General features: G+C 69.9%; 16 protein-coding genes. 3 read left to right on the top strand and 13 right to left on the bottom strand.

Annotated elements, in window-relative coordinates:
• The first annotated feature begins 87 nt into the window (after positions 1 to 87).
• Together Psi02_RS25895 and Psi02_RS25890 are read left to right on the top strand one after the other, a co-directional pair.
• On the top strand, positions 88 to 552 hold the full coding sequence (locus Psi02_RS25895) for an RrF2 family transcriptional regulator (RefSeq protein ID WP_203882727.1): 465 nt from the start codon (positions 88 to 90) through the stop codon (positions 550 to 552).
• A gap of 67 nt (positions 553 to 619) precedes the next feature.
• Positions 620 to 1,405, top strand: coding sequence for a DNA-formamidopyrimidine glycosylase family protein (locus tag Psi02_RS25890; protein ID WP_203978249.1), 786 nt, complete (start codon positions 620 to 622; stop codon positions 1,403 to 1,405).
• On the opposite strand, the gene Psi02_RS25885 is transcribed toward Psi02_RS25890, so the two are convergent.
• The 6 genes from Psi02_RS25885 to Psi02_RS25860 all read right to left on the bottom strand — a co-directional run bounded on the left by Psi02_RS25885 (position 1,402) and on the right by Psi02_RS25860 (position 7,990).
• Entirely contained in the window at positions 1,402 to 1,767 is a 366-nt protein-coding gene (locus Psi02_RS25885; protein ID WP_203957093.1) for a helix-turn-helix domain-containing protein, read from the bottom strand. The genes Psi02_RS25890 and Psi02_RS25885 overlap by 4 nt on opposite strands.
• Before the next feature lie 271 nt (positions 1,768 to 2,038).
• On the bottom strand, positions 2,039 to 2,515 hold the full coding sequence (locus tag Psi02_RS25880; RefSeq protein ID WP_203978248.1) for a CinA family protein: 477 nt from the start codon (positions 2,513 to 2,515) through the stop codon (positions 2,039 to 2,041).
• Positions 2,512 to 3,171, bottom strand: a complete 660-nt coding sequence (gene pgsA / locus Psi02_RS25875) for a CDP-diacylglycerol--glycerol-3-phosphate 3-phosphatidyltransferase (protein WP_203978247.1) — start codon at positions 3,169 to 3,171, stop codon at positions 2,512 to 2,514. The genes Psi02_RS25880 and pgsA overlap by 4 nt, the downstream gene beginning before the upstream one ends.
• Positions 3,168 to 4,583 carry a 30S ribosomal protein S12 methylthiotransferase RimO gene (gene rimO / locus Psi02_RS25870; RefSeq protein ID WP_203978246.1) on the bottom strand — a complete coding sequence of 472 codons (1,416 nt, stop codon included), beginning with the start codon at positions 4,581 to 4,583 and terminating at the stop codon, positions 3,168 to 3,170. Before rimO ends, pgsA begins: the two co-directional genes overlap by 4 nt.
• A 29-nt stretch (positions 4,584 to 4,612) precedes the next feature.
• Complete coding sequence (locus tag Psi02_RS25865) at positions 4,613 to 5,344, bottom strand: helix-turn-helix domain-containing protein (protein ID WP_203978245.1); 732 nt, start codon at positions 5,342 to 5,344, stop codon at positions 4,613 to 4,615.
• Between the two features lie 132 nt (positions 5,345 to 5,476).
• Complete coding sequence (locus Psi02_RS25860) at positions 5,477 to 7,990, bottom strand: DNA translocase FtsK (RefSeq protein ID WP_203978244.1); 2,514 nt, start codon at positions 7,988 to 7,990, stop codon at positions 5,477 to 5,479.
• A gap of 122 nt (positions 7,991 to 8,112) precedes the next feature.
• On the opposite strand from Psi02_RS25860, the gene Psi02_RS25855 reads away from it, so the two are divergent.
• Positions 8,113 to 9,036: a sugar kinase gene (locus Psi02_RS25855; protein ID WP_203978243.1), complete on the top strand. Its 924-nt coding sequence runs from the start codon at positions 8,113 to 8,115 to the stop codon at positions 9,034 to 9,036.
• Here the strand turns inward: Psi02_RS25855 and Psi02_RS25850 are convergent.
• From Psi02_RS25850 to Psi02_RS25820, 7 genes are all read right to left on the bottom strand, one after another.
• Positions 9,017 to 10,384, bottom strand: coding sequence for a purine-cytosine permease family protein (locus Psi02_RS25850; protein WP_203978242.1), 1,368 nt, complete (start codon positions 10,382 to 10,384; stop codon positions 9,017 to 9,019). The two genes, Psi02_RS25855 and Psi02_RS25850, sit on opposite strands and share 20 nt — an antisense overlap.
• The gene (locus Psi02_RS25845; RefSeq protein ID WP_203978241.1) at positions 10,381 to 11,328 is read right to left on the bottom strand and encodes an isopenicillin N synthase family dioxygenase; all 948 of its coding nucleotides are present in this window, start codon (positions 11,326 to 11,328) and stop codon (positions 10,381 to 10,383) included. Before Psi02_RS25845 ends, Psi02_RS25850 begins: the two co-directional genes overlap by 4 nt.
• A gap of 31 nt (positions 11,329 to 11,359) precedes the next feature.
• On the bottom strand, positions 11,360 to 11,818 hold the full coding sequence (locus tag Psi02_RS25840; protein WP_203957102.1) for a nucleoside deaminase: 459 nt from the start codon (positions 11,816 to 11,818) through the stop codon (positions 11,360 to 11,362).
• Positions 11,819 to 12,048: 230 nt separating this feature from the next.
• Positions 12,049 to 12,822, bottom strand: a complete 774-nt coding sequence (locus tag Psi02_RS25835) for an IclR family transcriptional regulator (RefSeq protein ID WP_203978240.1) — start codon at positions 12,820 to 12,822, stop codon at positions 12,049 to 12,051.
• A 30-nt stretch (positions 12,823 to 12,852) separates the two neighbouring features.
• The gene (locus tag Psi02_RS25830; protein WP_203978239.1) at positions 12,853 to 14,016 is read right to left on the bottom strand and encodes an enolase C-terminal domain-like protein; all 1,164 of its coding nucleotides are present in this window, start codon (positions 14,014 to 14,016) and stop codon (positions 12,853 to 12,855) included.
• A gap of 117 nt (positions 14,017 to 14,133) precedes the next feature.
• Positions 14,134 to 15,426 carry an ABC transporter substrate-binding protein gene (locus Psi02_RS25825; RefSeq protein WP_203978238.1) on the bottom strand — a complete coding sequence of 431 codons (1,293 nt, stop codon included), beginning with the start codon at positions 15,424 to 15,426 and terminating at the stop codon, positions 14,134 to 14,136.
• Between the two features lie 26 nt (positions 15,427 to 15,452).
• Positions 15,453 to 16,340 (bottom strand): carbohydrate ABC transporter permease, encoded by an 888-nt coding sequence (locus tag Psi02_RS25820; RefSeq protein ID WP_203957106.1) that lies wholly within the window; start codon positions 16,338 to 16,340, stop codon positions 15,453 to 15,455.
• Positions 16,341 to 16,369 lie beyond the last annotated feature (29 nt).

The following is a 16,369-nucleotide window of genomic DNA, read 5'->3' as shown; positions in this document are numbered from 1 at the left end:
GCTAGGCGGGCCCGATGACGATCTCCGGGGCCGCCAGTTGCGAGGTTGCCGTCTAACCAGTGCCAACCAGGCGGGATAATCGACTACATGCGACTTTCTGCCCGTGTCGACTACGCCCTCCGTGCCGCCGCCGAGCTCGCCGCCGCGGGCGAGGGCCCCACAACGGTGGGCGAGCTGGCCAAGGGGCAGGAAATGCCCCCTAAATACTTGGAGAACATCCTCCTCCAGATGCGCCGTGCCGGGCTCGTCCGCGGCCAGCGCGGCCCTGAGGGCGGCTACGTGCTGGCCCGGCCGGCCAGCCAGATCTCGCTCGCGGACGTGATCCGCGCCGTTGACGGACCGCTTGCCAACGTCAGGGGTGAGCGGCCCGAGCACGTGGGCTACCTGGGCGCGGCCCAGGCGCTGCAGCAGGTGTGGATCGCGTTGCGGGCCAGCGAGCGGGCCATCCTGGAGGAGGTCACGCTCGAGCAGATCGCCAAGGGTGAGCTGCCCGCCCGCGTGACCGAGCTCTCCTCCGACCCGTCGGCGTGGAACTCGCACACTCCGGTCTGAGAACCGGCGGCGACGCCAAGATCTTTCCGAGCAGGTGGCGCGGCGACGCGCCGGAGAGACGGTCCGCATGCCCGAAGGTGACGCCGTCCACCGGACCGCGAAACGGCTCAGGGAGGCCCTCGACGGCCGGGTGCTGACCCGGTCGGACTTCCGGGTCCCCCGTCACGCCACCGCCGACCTGCGGGGTCGCGCCGTCGTCACGACCATCTCGTACGGCAAGCACCTGCTCACGCGAGTCCAGGGCGGGGTCACCGTCCACACCCATCTGCGGATGGACGGCAGTTGGCGGGTGGTCGCGACGGGGCGTCCCGCGCCACGAGGCGACGTCGTCCGGCTCATCCTGGCCAACGCGGAATGGACGGCCCTGGGCGTCAGGCTGGGCATGGTCGACCTGGTTCCCACGGATCGGGAGGATCGTGTCATCGGCCATCTGGGGCCGGATCTGCTCGGCCCGGGCTGGGACGCGGCGGTGGCGGCGTCGAACCTGCTCGGGGAACCGCGGCGCACGATCGGGGAGGCGCTCCTGGACCAACGCCACCTGGCGGGGATCGGCACGATCTGGCGGGCCGAGACGCTCTTCGCCGCGCGTCTGTCGCCGTGGCGGACGGTGGAGTCGATTCCACCCGATGAGCTGCACTCACTGGTGACGCTCGCGCACCGGCTCATGGACGCGAGCAAGGACGCGCCGCTACCGGTCACGACGGGGGATCTCCGACCCGGGCGCTCACTCTTCGTGTACGGCAGGGCCCGCCGACCCTGCCGCCTCTGCGGAAACCCGGTCAGCAGCGGAGAGATGGGGGAACAGCCATACGAACGGTTGATCTTCTGGTGCCGTGTGTGCCAGCCCGGCTAGGCGGCGACCATGTCCTTCACTTCGGGGAAACCGTCGAAACCCGAGTCCGAAATGGCACCCGGCACGGTCTCCGCAACGGGAAGCCGCTCGTGCTCCGGCACATCGGCCATCACCGGGGCGGCCTGGAGTTCGGCGAGCGCGAACTGGTCGGACACCTCACGCAACACCTGAGAAAGCGGCACGCCGAGGGCGCCGCAGATCGAGGCGAGCAGCTCCGACGAGGCTTCCTTCTGGCCGCGCTCGACCTCGGACAGGTACCCGAGCGAGACGCGCGCGAGAGTGGAGACCTCGCGAAGGGTGCGATTCTGCCGCACCCTCAGCCGCCGCAGCACGTCACCGAGCAGCTGACGCAGCAGGACCATCTGTCGCTCCCTCCCCAGCGGGGGCGCCTTGACGACGCCTCGCGCGGTGGGCTCATGTCGCCCGTTCTTCGAACGCCCTTCGTACATGCTCCTCGCCGTCATCATCGATTCGCTCGGCCCCTTCGCCGGACGCGTGCCTGACTTGCTCCTCGCCGATGGCTCACGGACCTCACTCACACATCCACCGTACCTGTAGAGGGCAACACCGCGGCAGACCGTGGTGAGCATGTTCGCTGGTGACGTAACGCGGTAATCACCCAGAATGTTCCCCTCAATTTGCCTCCAGCACACCTGCGAGCAGGCCCAAAGCCTCCAGACATGTCCCGGTTCGTATCGCCTCGCGGTCCCCGTCAAGGAGCAGATCCCGGTGCCAGACGCGGTCCCCGGGACCTCGCAGAGCGATGTGGACCGTGCCCACCGGCCTGCCGTCCTGAGGGTCGGGTCCCGCCACTCCGGTCACCGCGAGCCCGTAGTCGGATCTTGTGAGCTTGCGCACTCCGGCCGCCATCGCCGCGGCGACGTCCGGGTGGACCGCGCCTTCTCTTTCGAGCAGATCCGCGGGCACGCCGAGTAACTCGGCCTTGAGTTCGGTCGCGTAGGCGATCACGCCCCCGCGGAACGCGGCCGACGCCCCCGCCGTGCCGGTCAGGGTCGCGCCGATGAGCCCGCCCGTCAGGGACTCGGCCACGGAGATCGTGGCGTTGCGCCGGACCAGCGACGCGAGGATCCGCGCGGCGTCGGCCGTCATTCGGACCGCGCCGCCTTGGCCACCCGCCTGAGCCGGACGGCCCGGAACACGTAGTCGGCGCCGGTTCCGATGGTCACGGCCAGGGCCAGCCCGAGGACGGCCCACCGGAGCAGGTCCGGGACGCCGGGGAGGATGTACAGGCCGATGGCGACGATCTGCAGGACGGTCTTGACCTTGCCGCCGTAGCTCGCCGGAATGACGCCGTGGCGGATCACCAGGAAGCGCAGGAGGGTGACGCCGGCCTCTCTGGCGATGACGACGATGGTCACCCACCAGGGGATCTCACCGAGGATCGACAGGCTGACGAGCGCGGCGCCGATCAGCGCCTTGTCCGCGATCGGGTCGGCGATCTTGCCGAAGTCGGTGATCAGGGCGTACTTCCTGGCGAGCCAGCCGTCGAGCTGATCGGTGACGGAGGCGACGATGAAGACGGCCAGGGCGGCGATCCGCCACCCGGACCCCTCGAAGAACAGGAAGACCGTGAAGACGGGGACGATCGCCAGCCGGGCGATGGTCAGCACGTTGGCGATGTTCCACGTGCTGACGCGCCGGATCAGCGGCTCGGCGGACGCGTCCGCGACGGAGGGGGGCTGAGCCGCCGGCGCGGCTTCCGGCGGGCTCGGAACGCCGGAGGGGGGCTCTATTCGCTCCGTCATGCGCCTGCCTTGATGCGGGCGATCAGGTCAACCCCCTCCGAATCGACGACGACCGCCTGGACGATCTGACCGGGGACCAGGCCGATGCCCTGAACGGTGACCGACCCGTCCACCTCGGGCCCCTGGTGGGCCGCACGGCCCTCGTAGCCGCCGTCTCCCAGGTCCTCCTCTATGAGGACCTCGAGCTCGGTTCCGATGCGCTCCTCGGCCCGCTGAGCGGTCAGCTCCTCGGCGAGCTCGCTCAGTGCGGCGACCCGCTCGTCGACCACGTCCTGGTCGAGCTTGTCGTCGAAGGAGAACGCCTCTGTGCCCTCCTCGTCGGAGTAGCCGAAGACGCCGATCACGTCGAGCCGCGCCTCTTCGAGGAACGCGGTCAGCTCGTCGAACTGCTCCTGGGTCTCCCCGGGGAAGCCGACGATGAAGTTGGAGCGCACACCCGCCTCCGGCGCCAGTTCGCGGACGCGCTCCAGCAGGTCGAGGAAGCGCCGCGGATCGCCGAACCGCCGCATGCGCCGCAACACCGGCCCGCTCGCGTGCTGGAAGGACAGGTCGAAGTACGGCGCGACGCCCTCGGTCGAGGCGATGATCTCCAGGAGGCCGGGACGCAGCTCGGCGGGCTGGAGGTAGCTGACCCTGACGCGCTCGATCCCCTTGGTCCCGGCGAGCTGGGGCAGCAGCTTCTCCAGCGCCCGCAGGTCCCCCAGATCCTTGCCGTAGGAGGTCGAGTTCTCGCTGACGAGCACGAGCTCCCGCACTCCCTCGCCGGCCAGCCACTCGGCCTCGGCCAGCAGGTCCTCAGGCCTGCGGGACACGTAGGAGCCGCGGAACGCCGGGATCGCGCAGAACGTGCACCGGCGGTCGCACCCCGACGCGAGCTTCAGCGCGGCGACCGGTCCCCCGGTCAGCCGCTTCCTGAGCGTCCTCGGCCCGCTGGCGGGCGCAAGACCCTCAGGAAGGGCCTCCGGGAGTGCGCCGTGCCCGGGGATGTGCGCGTGCGCGGCGGAGCGGTCCACGGGACTGATCGGCAGCAACGTCCGCCGGTCACGCGGCGAGTGCGGTGTCAGCGCCCTGCCCTCGAGCACGTCGTCGAGACGCGCCCCGATGTCGGCGTAGTCGTCGAAGGAGATCACGGCGGCCTCAGGCAGAGCGCCGGCGAGTTGCTCGCCGTACCTCTCGGCCATGCAGCCCGCCGCCACCACCTTCGCGCCGGAGTCGGACGCGGCGAGCAGGGTGTCGATGGAGTCCTTCTTCGCCGAGTCGATGAACCCGCACGTGTTGACGACGATGACGTCCGGATCGTCGTCGTGCATCTGCCAGCCGGCAGCCTCGAGCCGGGCCGCGAGCTCCTCAGAGTCGACCTCGTTGCGTGCGCAACCCAATGTGACCAGCGATACGGTTCGGCGAGAAGACATGATGAACCTACGGTATCGGGAGTAGGCCCCTAACGGGCACTCGGGATGCCGAGCCCGAATGACCGGCGCACGGTCTGCCCATCCTTGCCGATGGCTCCGATGTCCTTGCCGTTGACCTCGAACCGGACCGCACCCGCGTCACCGATGACGACCTTCACCTTGTCCTTGGCCGTCCATGTGGCCGTCTTCCCCTGTTCCAGGGTGCCCTGGAAGAGCCGGTGGTTCTTGGCGTCCCTGACGTTGATCCAGGCCGGCTTTACGGCGGACACCTTGACGACGACGACGTCACGGGCGACGTGCGGCGCCTTCGCGTGCTGCACCTTGGCGTCCGACGAGCCCACGGGCGCCTCCGCCGCCGTCTGCCCCGTCTTCGCGTCCGACCCCCCGAGGAGCCGCACGATCGCGAAGATGACCACGATCGCCAGGGCGACCGCCGCGGCCATCGTCCAGTTCGGTATCCGGCGCCCGTGCTTGCCGGGGAACAGGTTGTTGACGTTGAACACGGTCGCCGCGCGGACGGGAGGCCGCGTGTCGGCGTGCACGTCGTCGTACTCCCGGATGATCGACTCCGGTTCCACTCCCAGATAGCCCGCTATCGCCCTGATGTGACCGCGAGCGTAGAAGTCGCCGCCGCACGCGGAGAAGTCGTCCCGTTCGATGCCGTGAATGATCGTTTCTCGGATATTCGTGCGATCGCTGAGCTGGCTAACGGTCAGTTCGGCGTTCTGTCTCGCCTCCGACAGAGCAGCGCCAACACTCATTTGGTCACGCCCCCTCGCCCGAGCTTCCACCTCGTCCTACATTGCGTAGTTAATCACATTCAGCGAGTAATCGCTACGCAGAGTACAGGCGAGTCCACTCAGAGCATTCACCGGCCCTCTTCGGCCGGGCTCTCACTGGCCGCGGAGGTCGGCCAGCAGACCGGGCAGGTCGTCGGGTTTGACCATGACCTCGCGCGCCTTGGAACCCTCGCTGGGCCCCACGACGTTGCGGCTCTCCAGCAGGTCCATCAGGCGGCCCGCCTTGGCGAATCCGACCCGCAGCTTGCGCTGGAGCATCGAGGTCGAGCCGAACTGGGTGGAGACGATCAGCTCGGCGGCCTGCACCAGCAACTCGAGATCGTCGCCGATCTCCTCGTCGACCTCGCGCTTCGCCGCGGCCGGCGCGGCCACGTCGTCGCGGTACTCGACCTGCATCTGGGTCTTGCAGTGCGCGACGACCTCCGCGATCTCCTTCTCGGAGACGAAGGCGTTCTGCAGCCGGATCGGCTTGCTCGCACCCATCGGCAGGAAGAGCGCGTCGCCCTGCCCGACCAGCTTCTCGGCGCCGGGCTGGTCGAGGATGACCCGCGAGTCGGCGAGGGAGGAGGTGGCGAACGCGAGACGCGACGGCACATTGGCCTTGATCAGGCCGGTCACCACGTCGACAGAGGGCCGCTGGGTCGCGATGACCAGGTGGATCCCCGCGGCACGGGCGAGCTGGGTGATGCGGACGATCGAGTCCTCGACGTCACGCGGAGCGACCATCATCAGGTCGGCGAGCTCGTCGACGATCACGAGGAGGTAGGGGTAGGGCTGGTAGACGCGCTCACTTCCGGGCGGCGGCACCAGCTTGCCCGCCCGGACGGCCTTGTTGAAGTCGTCGACGTGCCGGAAGCCGCTGGCCGCGAGGTCGTCGTACCGGCGGTCCATCTCCCCCACGACCCACTCGAGGGCCTCGGCGGCCTTCTTGGGGTTCGTGATGATCGGCGTGATGAGGTGGGGGATGCCCTCGTAGGTGTTGAGCTCGACCCGCTTGGGGTCCACCAGCACCATGCGCACCTCATCGGGCGTGGACCGCATGAGGATCGAGGAGATCAGGCCGTTGATGCAGGTCGACTTGCCCGCGCCGGTGGCGCCCGCGATGAGGATGTGCGGCATCTTCGCCAGGTTGGCGACGATCGTGCGGCCTTCGACGTCCTTGCCCAAGCCGACGATCATGGGATGGTGGTCGGCCTGCGCCACCTGGGAACGCAGCACGTCGCCCAGCGAGACGAGGTCCTTGTCCGTGTTCGGGATCTCCACCCCGATCGCCGACTTGCCGGGGATCGGGGACAGGATCCGGACGTCGGCCGACTTGACGGCGTAGGCGATGTTCTTGGTGAGGGCGGTGACTTTCTCCACCTTGACCGCCGGGCCGAGCTCGATCTCGTAGCGGGTGACCGTCGGCCCGCGGGTGAACCCGATCACCTGGGCGTCGATGCCGAACTGCTCCAGCACGCTCGTCAGGGCGTTCACCACGATCGTGTTGGCCTTGGTCTGCGGCTTGGGCGCGCTCCCCGGGCGCAGCAGCTTCGGGTCGGGCAGCGTGTACGGCCCGGCCTGCGGAGAGAGCACGAGCTGCTCGACCTTGCGCGGGGCGGGTGTGGGAAGAGGCGGCTGAGAGGGCGACTTCGCCGGCTCGGTCTCGACGCCCTCCGGCGCCTCCGCGTCGTCGACCAGGCCGGGCACGATCTCGGGAGAGTGGTCCTTCTCCGACAGGACCGGCGTGTCGTACGGCTTGACGTTGTCGCCGACCTCACGCTTGCCGTCCGCCGGCTTCTTGGTCCGCTTCCTCGGCGGCGTCGCGGGCTTCGGCTCGCCGTCCTCGTCCGGCCGCTGGAAGAGCAGGTGCCTGATCTCGGCGAAGCGTTCCGGGATCCGGTGGATCGGAGTGGCCGTGATCACCAGCACGCCGAACCCGGACAACATGAGCAGAAGCGGGATCGTGATGAACGAGGGCAGGATGCTCGACGGCGGAGCCGACACGATGAACCCGAGCATGCCGCCCGCCGCGGACACCTTGTCCATGCCGTCGGTGGGGCCGCCCGAGGGGTACGGCGTGCCGTGCGCGACGTGCACGACACCGAGAACGCCGACGAGCAGCGCCGTCCAGCCGATCCCCATCCGGCCGGTCTCCGCGTTCTGGTCCGGGTGGCGCAGGAGCCGCCACGCGAGCAGCGCGAGCAGGACGGGCACGCACCAGGCGAACGACCCCACGACCCCGCGCAGCGCCACGTCGACGACCAGGGCGATCCCGGTCTTGGTGTCGCGCCAGATCATCGTCGCCAGCACGATCGCACCCGCGAGCACCGACAGGCCGACGCCGTCGCGGCGGTGCGCCGGGTCGAGGTCGCGCGCGCCCTGCCCGAGCGCCCTCGCCGCCGCGCCCATGCCGTGCGCGAGCAGCAGCCACAGGCCGATGACCAGCTTGCCGATCATCAGGAAGACCCAGCTGACGGGATCCTGGCCTGTCGCCACCGGGCGCTTCTGTGCGGGCCGGGAGGACGTCCTGCCCCGGGCCGGTGAACGCTTCGCGGAAGTCGTGCGAGACCCGGAGCGCGCTGTCGGGCGCTTCCCGGGACCCTTTCCGGACGTACGGGTGGCCATGATGCCGAAGGTACCGGGGTGGCCAGGAGATTTCGGGAAGACTCGCCGAAGGCGGATAGCTCTACACTGGCTGTTGCATAGGGGCGTAACAGTGTTTCACTACATGGAACATGGGAGCACTCATGAATGTCGTGGTGCTGGGCGAGCCCCTGGTGGAGTTCTCGACGGCGGCCTCCCTCGATCGGGCCGACCTGTTCCGCCTCTCCTTCTCCGGTGACGCGCTGAACGCGTCCGTCGCGGCCGCCGCCACCGGGGCGAGCGCCGCTCTCGTGGCCCGCGTGGGCGCCGACGAGTTCGGGGAGCGCCTGGTCCGGTTCGCCGCGGGGCACGGCGTGGACACCCGGTGGATCGTCACGGGTGAGGGCTCCACCGGCGCGTACGCCCTGAGCGCGGACCCGACCGGCAGACGGGCGTTCGCCTACATGCGCGCCGGCAGCGCGGCCTCCCGCATGGGTCCCGGCGACGTCGACCGCTCCCCCGTCTCCACCGCGGGCGTCGTGCTGCTCTCCGGCGTGACCGCGGCTCTGTCACCATCGTGCGACCAGGCCGTACGGCACGCGGCGGCGACCGCCCGCGGCAAGGTCGTCTACGACCCCAACTTCCGGTCGAGGCTCACCGGACCCGAGGCCGCGCGGGACGTCCTGAAGGCGGTGGCGCCGCACGCGGCCCTGGTGGTGCCCTCGTGCCCCGGCGACAGCGGCCCGCTCTTCGGCACCGACGACCCGCACGAGGTGCTCCGCGCCTGCCTCGGCCTCGGCGCGCGGGCGGCCGCGGTGACGATGGGGGCCGAGGGAGTGCTCCTCGGTACGGAGGACGGCTCGGTCCTGCACGTCCCCGCCATCCCCGCCGAGTCCGTCGTCGACCAGACGGGCGCGGGCGACGCGTTCGCGGGCACGCTGGCCGGCTGGCTGGCCAGGGGCGCCGACCTGGTGCAGGCGGTCCGGGCGGGCACGGCCGCCGCGGCGATCTCCCTGCACGGCCAGGGCGGCACGGGCCGGGTCGCCACGACGGAGGAGATCCACGCCCTCATCGGCGAAGCGGCCTGAGCACCGCGTAGACCACGGCGGAGATGACGAAGCCCACCTCGAAGGCGATGTCGCCCACCTCGGGGACCCGCGCGGGCACCAGGCCGACGTACCGCTCCTGGTTGGAGAACAGCCAGACCGACAACACGACGCCCGCCACCATCGCGATCGGCCCGGCCCAGTTGACGTGCCGGGTGTCGAACAGCAGGCGTTCGATGTCACGGTCGCGGCGCAGGTAACGGTCGGCGAGCACGACGCCGAGCCACGGTCCGATCCAGTAGGCGATGATCAGCAGGAACGCCTCGTACTTGTGCCCGGCGTCCTCCAGGCCCGACAGCGCCACGAGGAAGCCCGCCACGCCGCAGGCCAGCGCGACGATCGCGCGCCGCAGGGTGAGCGGGAGCCGTACGCCGAGGGCGAGCAGGGACATCGCGCCCGAGTAGACGTTGAGCGCGTTGGCCGAGATCGCGCCCAGGGCGATGGCGAGAAGGGTCAGGTTCGCCACCAGGCCGGGCAGGTGACCGGTGAACGCCGTCGTCGGCTGTCCGAGGGCGTCGCCGCCGATGGTCGCCGACGCCGCTCCCACGACCTCGAGGACCACGCACGAGACGAACACGCCCAGCCCGGCCGACAGCCCGACCGCCCGCCTGCTGGAGCCGGGCGGAAGGTAACGGGTGTAGTCGGCGGCGTAGGGGTTCCAGCCGGCCGCATACCCGAACGTGGCGCCGACGGCCAGCAGGAAGCCGCCCGTCCCTCCCCCGGTGCCCGCGTAGCCGGGATCGGCCTTGCCGAGGATGACGGCCGCGGCGATGAGGAAGATCAGGGCGAGCACGGGGAAGGCGTACCGTTCGAAGGCCTGCACGAGGTTGTGGCCGAAGAACCCGAGCGCGACCATCACCGCGACCACGATGACGAGGCACGCCCAGCCCGGCAGCCCGGTCAGCGTGTTGAGGGCCAGCGCCCCGCTCACGCTGTTGACGGCGAACCAGCCGATGCCCGCCGCCACCGTGTTGAACGCCGACGGCAGCAGGTTCCCCCAGAAGCCGAACGGCACCCGGCCGAGCACCATCTGCGGCACTCCGGCCGACGGGCCGCGGGCCGAGAGCACGCCGTGGGCGAGGGCACCCAGGCCGGTGCCGACCACGGCGGCCAGCGCGGCCTGCCAGAAGCTCAGCCCGAACGCCGCGACCGCCAGCACACCGAGGAAGACGGTCGCGAACTCGAGGTTGGGCGACATCCAGGTCCACAGCAGATCGAGGGGCCTGCCGTGGCGTTCCGTCAAGGGGATGAACTCCAGGCCGCCGGGCTCGACGGCGGCGACCCTGTCGCCGTACTCGCCTTCCCGTACGGCAGGCCCTGTGGTGGTCATAGGCTGATCGCCCTCAGTTTCTCCAGCAGGTAGTCGGACGCCCGCACCGGCGGGTAGGTGGCCGTGCCGACGGGCAGCGACTCGACGAGGGCGCCGGGGTCGCACTCGTAGAAGTAGATGAGCGAGACGAGTTCCTCGTCGGGGGCGCTCGGGTCGGGCGGCAGGACGCGGTGCCGGTTAGAGCACCAACGGTCCCCCGTCCACCGGGCCAGGAGATCACCGATGTTGATCGTGAACGAGTCCTCGGCGTAGGGGGCGTTCACCCATTCGCCGTCGGCCCAGACCTGCAGCCCGCCGACGCCCTGCTGGCGGTCGAGGACGGTGACCGTGCCGAAGTCGGTGTGCGGCCCGATCCGGAACTGGCCCGGCTCCGGCTCTCCCACCTGCGACAGCGGCGGATACCTGTTGATGTTCATGGTGTACGACGGGTGGGCGGCGCGTGAGGTGAAGAAGCCACCGTCGAGATCAAGCGCCTTCGCGCAGATGACCAGCAGTTCGTCCGCGAGGGCGCGCATCCGGGCCAGATACTCGACGATCAGCGGTTCGAGGTCGGGGACCTCTGCCGGATAGACGTTGGCCGGGAACCAGACGTCGTCGACGGACGGGTCGCCGATCGGCCGGTCGGCCCCCACGGCGAACGTCTCCTTCAGGTCGGGAGGGGTCGGCGTGCCCTCGGCGTACCCGTTGGCCTCCACTCCCGGCGGCAGCCACCCCCGCTCGCCGACCTTGGCCGCATATCGCGTCTTGGCCTCCTGCGGCAGCCCGAAGAACCGCTTGGCCGCCGCCCGCACGTCGGCCCGCAGGCCGGAGGGCACGCCATGGCCGGTGATGAGCAGGAACCCCACCTCGCGGAGGGCGGCGTCGACCCGTTCCGCGACGTCCCGCCGGTCCGCTGGGCCGCCCTCGAACCAGGGCGTGAGGTCGATCGTCGGGACGGTCCGCATGGGCCCTCCTAAGGCGGCGGATCAGGGGTTTTCAGCGCCCGATGTCCTCGTTCCACAGCTCGGGACGGGCCGCGATGAACTCGGTCATCAGATCGACGCACTCCCGGGAGTCGAGGACGTGGACCTCGACACCCGCCTCGGCCAGCCACTCGTGGCGGCCCATGAACGTTCGGCACTCGCCGACCACCAGGCGGGAGATGCCGAACTGCCGGATCAGGCCGCTGCAGTACCAGCAGGGCGACAACGTGGTCACCATGGTCGTGCCGTGATAGCCGCGCTGGCGGCCCGCGTTCCTGAAGGCCGCCGTCTCGCCGTGGACCGAGGGGTCGTCGTCCTGGACCCTGCGGTTGTGGCCCCTGCCCAGCAACCGGCCGTCGGCGGCGAACAGGGCCGCCCCGATCGGGATGCCGCCTTCGGCGTATCCCTTCCTCGCCTCTTCGACGGCGACCGCCAGCATGGCGAGGTCCGCGTCGTCACGTCCGTCTGTCATCGGGCCGCCTCTCCGCTCCGCGAAGGGACCTGCGACGGAGGATCACGCGGCCGGGGCCGCGGTGTCCGCCACCTCCACTATCCGCCTTCGGGGCGTCCGGGAGAAGATCTCCGGACGTCCCAAAAGGGCCCGATGGACGGCCGTGCGATCCGCGCAACGTCCGTGACACGAATCCGGTGGCGGGCGCATGCGGCGCGACCGCCGGGGGCGCGGACTCCGGGGGCGCGGGTTCAGTAGGCGCGGCGCTGCCGCAGAGCCGACCGTTCGATGCGCTCCCGCGCCTCCAGGAGGCAGGCGACGATGTCCTTCTCCCTCTCGGCGGTCAGCCGCGGCACGGGCACCGAGCAGCTGATGGCGTCGCGGGGCGGGTCGGTGATGTGCAGGGCGACGCCGAAGCAGCGCAGCCCCTCGGTGTTCTCCTCCCGGTCGACGGCGTAGCCGCGCTTGCGGACCCTGTGCAGATCGGTGACGAGCCGGTCGTGGTCCACGATCGTGTGCCGGGTCAGCGCGGGGAGCTCGGCCGGCAGCAGGGTGCGGACCTCCGCGTCGTCCCTGGTCGCCAGGATCGCCTTGCCCAGAGAGGTCGTGCTGGCGGGCAGCCGCCTGCCGACCCGGGAGAACGGCCGCAGATAGTGACGGGACGCCCGGGTGGCGAGGTAGACCATGTCGAAGTGGTCTAGCCGGGCCAGGTGGACGGTCTCCCCCGTGGTCTCGGCCAGCCAGTCGAGCGCGTCATGGGCGATCTGCACCAGCGGGTCCCCGTCGATGTAGGTCGCGCCGACGAGCAGGGCCCGCATGCCGATGCGGTACAGCGTGCCGGTGACGTCGGTCTCGATCCAGCCGAGGTCCACGAGCGTCCGCAGCAGGGCGTGCAGGCTGCTCTTGGGGTAGCCGAGCTTCCCCTGGAGGTCGGTGAGACTGTGCTGCCCGGGATACTGCGCGAAGAAGTCGAGCAACTCGACCGTTCGCAGCGCCGACTTCACGTGTGGCACCGGTTCCGCCATGTGTACCTCCCTGACCCGCCTGTCCGCCTCCTATTGTGAGCGGGTTCCCCAGGACGCGACCGCGTGGGCGGCGATGTAATCGTGGTCCAGGTCGTCGCCCAGCCCCGGAGCGGTGGGCATCCGGACGTTTCCGCCGGTCAGAGGGTCGACGATCGACCGCAGATGCGGCGGCGCGGTGTCGTAGTCCGAATGGGGATGCAGCAGCCCCCGCTCGTACCAGTGCCCGCACGTGGTGGCGCCGATGACCGCGAGCGCCCCCGAGCCGTTGCCGTGGATCTCGCACTCCATCCCGAACGACTCCGCGAGATGCACGGCCTTGAGCGCCGGGATGACCCCGCCGGATCCCACCACGCCCACTCGGAGGATGTCGCACGCCCCGGCGGCGACCCATTCGGCGCGGGCCATGTGCTTGCCCCACGAGGTCTCCGGCCCGAGGATCGGCGTGCTCAGCTGATCGGCCAGCCAGCGGTAGGACTGGACCGACGCCTCCTCCATCGGCTCCTCGTACCAGGCGAAGCCGAGGCCGTCGAGCGCCCGCCCCAGCGTCAGCGCCTCCGACCGGGAGTACCAGTGATTGCTGTCGAGCATGAGCGCGACGTCCGGCCCGACCGCCTCGCGGACCGCGGCGCACGCCGCGATGTCGCGGGCCACGCCGTACGGCATGGGCGGCATCCAGGTGTGCAGTTTGATGGCGCGGTAGCCGCGGGACACCAGGTCCTTGGCGAAGGCGGCGTAGTCCTCCGGCGTCGCCAGCCCGCCGGGGATGTCGTCGCCGCACATCGTGCTCGCGTAGGCGGGGACCTCGGACCGGGCGCCGCCGAGGAGCTTCCACACGGGAAGGCCGACCGTGCGCCCGGCCAGGTCCCACAAGGCCTGGTCGGCGGTGCTGAGCGCGCGGTCGGAGAGATTCCCCTGGGCGCCGCGCTGACGGTGGGCGATCCGGTGCCACAGCCGCTCGCGTTCGAGGCTGTCCTGCCCGAGGAGCGCGGGCCCGATGTGGTTCCTGATCACGGTCTCCCTGACCGTGTCCGGCTGGGTCAGGCAGTGGCCGGTCACGCCGTCGCTGTCGGTGACGGTGAACAGCGCCTCCTGGACCTCGCGCGGCGGTCCCGGATGCCGGTGGCCGTGCCCGTCGACCACGGATCTGGTCACCGTCGTGAACACGGTGACCTCGACGCTTTCGACGACCGCCATGTACCCGCTTCCTTTCTCGATGCCTCTTCTGGGCCTCTTCTGGGCCTCTTCTGGGCCTCTTCCGGTCGCTCCTGAGGGCCGGTGCGAGGTCAGGGTCGCACCGGCCCCGTCCAGGGGTCAGCCGCCGGTCGCCTTCTTCCATTCGGCCTGGGCGTCGGTGAGCTTCTGCGCCATGGTGTCGAGGAACTCCTGCGGCTTCATCTGCCCGAGCAGCACCTTCTGGAAGAGCGGCTCGGTGTCGGCCTTCGTGATCGAGGAGAACTGCGGCAGGTAGTAGGGCGGCGACACGACCGCGGTGTTCGGGTCGTTGAGCGCGTCCACCGCCGTCTTGAGGTGCGGCAGGGCCGTCACCCAGGAGTCGCCCTGCGCCTCGGTGTTGGCCGGGATCTGGCCCGTCTGCTGGTTCCAGTAGCTGTTGCTCTCCTTGGAGACCAGGAACTCGACGAACTTCCAGGCGGCGTCCTTGTGCTCACTGCCCTTGAAGACCGCGAAGCCGTCGACGGGGTTGGCCACGATCGTGCGCTTGCCGGACAGGCCGGTCGGCAGCGCGAACGCGCCGATCTTGTCGGCCCCGTGCGCCTTCACGTGGTCGTTGTACGAGCCGAGGTTGTGGTGCATCATCGCGATCTTCCCGGTGCCGAACGCGGCCACCATCTTCGGGAAGTCGTTGGTGACGTCGGCTTCCGGCGTGTCCTTCTTGTACAGCCCAGCCAGCTTGGTCAGGTACTCCACGTTCTTCGGGTCGTTCACCGTGCTCTTGCCCGAGGCGTCGAAGAACTCGGTGACGCCCGAGTAGGCGTACATCTCGGCGAGCACCTGGAAGATCGAGCCCGCGCCGCCGCGGATCGTGTAGCCGTACTGGTCGGGGGCCTTGGTGAGCTCGTGCGCGTCGGTGAAGAACTCGTCCCACGTCTTCGGCGCCTCGGGAAGCTTGTCCTTGAGGTACCAGACGACATCCAGGTTGGAGGTGCCGGGAACGAGGTACAGCTTGCCGTCCGGCACGGTGTCGCGGACCGAGTCGAGCATGGGCGCGGCCAGCTTGCCGTTCACCGCGCTCTTGCCGAGCCAGTCGTCAGCGGGCTCGAGGGCCTGCTGGCCGACCAGGTTCGCCAGGTAGGAGGTGGTCACGCCGCCGACATCCGGGGTGTCGCCGCCCGCGACGGCGGTGTCGTACTTCTGCTGGACCGAGGCGATCGGGATGCCGACGTACTCGACGTGGATCGTCGGGTTGGCGGTCTCGAACCGCTTGATCAGCTCCTGGTAGATCGGGGTGCGCGTGCCCCCGTTGTTGTCCCAGAAGGTGATCGTCGTCTTGCCGGACTCCGCCGAGCCCGGATCGGATCCCGAGCCGCAGCCCGCGACCGCGACCGCGAGGACGGCTGTCGCCGCCCAGGCCGTTGTTCTCTTCATGGTTCCTCCTGATGGTGGCGGGGGAGCTATCCCTTCACCGCCCCGGCGCTGATACCGGTCACGAGATAGCGCTGGACCACTGCGAACACGCAGACCACGGGAACGGCGGCGACGACGCCCCCGGCCGCGAGAGCCCCGAAGTCGGCGCTGTACTCCCCGATCGTGTAGCTGAGCCCGACGGGGATCGTGAAGCTGTCCTGCCGGCTGACGAACATCAGCGCGAACAGGAAGTTGTTCCACGTGTGGATGAACGCGAACGATCCGACGGCGATCAGCCCCGGCCGCAACTGGGGCAGGACGACGGCCAGGAAGGCCCGCAGCCGGGTGCAGCCGTCGACCATGGCCGCCTCCTCGACCGTGAAGGGAACGGCCGAGATGAATCCGCTCATGAGGATGACCGAGAGCGGCAGGTTGAACACCGTGTCCGCGACGATGAGGCTGCCGAGATTGTTGATCAGCCCGAGCGTCTTGAAGATCGTGAACAGTGGGATGAGCAACATCGCCCCGGGGATGAACTGGGTGCACAACAGCACGACCATGAACAGGCTCCGGCCCCTGAACCGGAACCTGGACAGGGCGTACCCGCCCATCACGGCGAGGACGGTGGTGGCCAGCAGCGACCAGACCCCCACGATCACGCTGTTGCGGAAGAACACCGCGTAGCCGATGTCGTTCCACACCGTCTCGAAGTGCTCGAAGGTGATCGGCCAGGGCACGGGCGTGGTCGAACCCGAGGGCCGCACCGCGAAGACGACCATCCAGTAGAAGGGGATGAGGGTGAAGACCAGGTACAGCCCGAGCGGCACGTAGAGCCGAAGGACACGGCCGCGGTCCCGCTTCGGCCGGGGCCGCCTGCGGGATCGGTTCTGCGGCGCGTGCGCCCGCCCCGGCCGGATCGCGACGTCAGTGCTCATTCCGGTCGCCCATCTCCTCGGCTTCGCCC

This window comes from Planotetraspora silvatica (genome assembly GCF_016863315.1).
GTDB classification, from domain to species: Bacteria; Actinomycetota; Actinomycetes; order Streptosporangiales; family Streptosporangiaceae; genus Planotetraspora; species Planotetraspora silvatica.
This window is presented reverse-complemented; position numbering and strand designations above follow the sequence as displayed.

Excerpts from the sequence above, each read along its gene's own strand:
- Psi02_RS25895 (WP_203882727.1), top strand. The coding sequence starts at position 88 with ATGCGACTTTCTGCCCGTGTCGACTACGCCCTCCGTGCCGCCGCCGAG.
- Psi02_RS25890 (WP_203978249.1), top strand. The coding sequence starts at position 620 with ATGCCCGAAGGTGACGCCGTCCACCGGACCGCGAAACGGCTCAGGGAG.
- Psi02_RS25885 (WP_203957093.1), bottom strand. The coding sequence starts at position 1,767 with ATGGTCCTGCTGCGTCAGCTGCTCGGTGACGTGCTGCGGCGGCTGAGG.
- Psi02_RS25880 (WP_203978248.1), bottom strand. The coding sequence starts at position 2,515 with ATGACGGCCGACGCCGCGCGGATCCTCGCGTCGCTGGTCCGGCGCAAC.
- pgsA (WP_203978247.1), bottom strand. The coding sequence starts at position 3,171 with ATGACGGAGCGAATAGAGCCCCCCTCCGGCGTTCCGAGCCCGCCGGAA.
- rimO (WP_203978246.1), bottom strand. The coding sequence starts at position 4,583 with ATGTCTTCTCGCCGAACCGTATCGCTGGTCACATTGGGTTGCGCACGC.
- Psi02_RS25865 (WP_203978245.1), bottom strand. The coding sequence starts at position 5,344 with ATGAGTGTTGGCGCTGCTCTGTCGGAGGCGAGACAGAACGCCGAACTG.
- Psi02_RS25860 (WP_203978244.1), bottom strand. The coding sequence starts at position 7,990 with ATGGCCACCCGTACGTCCGGAAAGGGTCCCGGGAAGCGCCCGACAGCG.
- Psi02_RS25855 (WP_203978243.1), top strand. The coding sequence starts at position 8,113 with ATGAATGTCGTGGTGCTGGGCGAGCCCCTGGTGGAGTTCTCGACGGCG.
- Psi02_RS25850 (WP_203978242.1), bottom strand. The coding sequence starts at position 10,384 with ATGACCACCACAGGGCCTGCCGTACGGGAAGGCGAGTACGGCGACAGG.
- Psi02_RS25845 (WP_203978241.1), bottom strand. The coding sequence starts at position 11,328 with ATGCGGACCGTCCCGACGATCGACCTCACGCCCTGGTTCGAGGGCGGC.
- Psi02_RS25840 (WP_203957102.1), bottom strand. The coding sequence starts at position 11,818 with ATGACAGACGGACGTGACGACGCGGACCTCGCCATGCTGGCGGTCGCC.
- Psi02_RS25835 (WP_203978240.1), bottom strand. The coding sequence starts at position 12,822 with ATGGCGGAACCGGTGCCACACGTGAAGTCGGCGCTGCGAACGGTCGAG.
- Psi02_RS25830 (WP_203978239.1), bottom strand. The coding sequence starts at position 14,016 with ATGGCGGTCGTCGAAAGCGTCGAGGTCACCGTGTTCACGACGGTGACC.
- Psi02_RS25825 (WP_203978238.1), bottom strand. The coding sequence starts at position 15,426 with ATGAAGAGAACAACGGCCTGGGCGGCGACAGCCGTCCTCGCGGTCGCG.
- Psi02_RS25820 (WP_203957106.1), bottom strand. The coding sequence starts at position 16,340 with ATGAGCACTGACGTCGCGATCCGGCCGGGGCGGGCGCACGCGCCGCAG.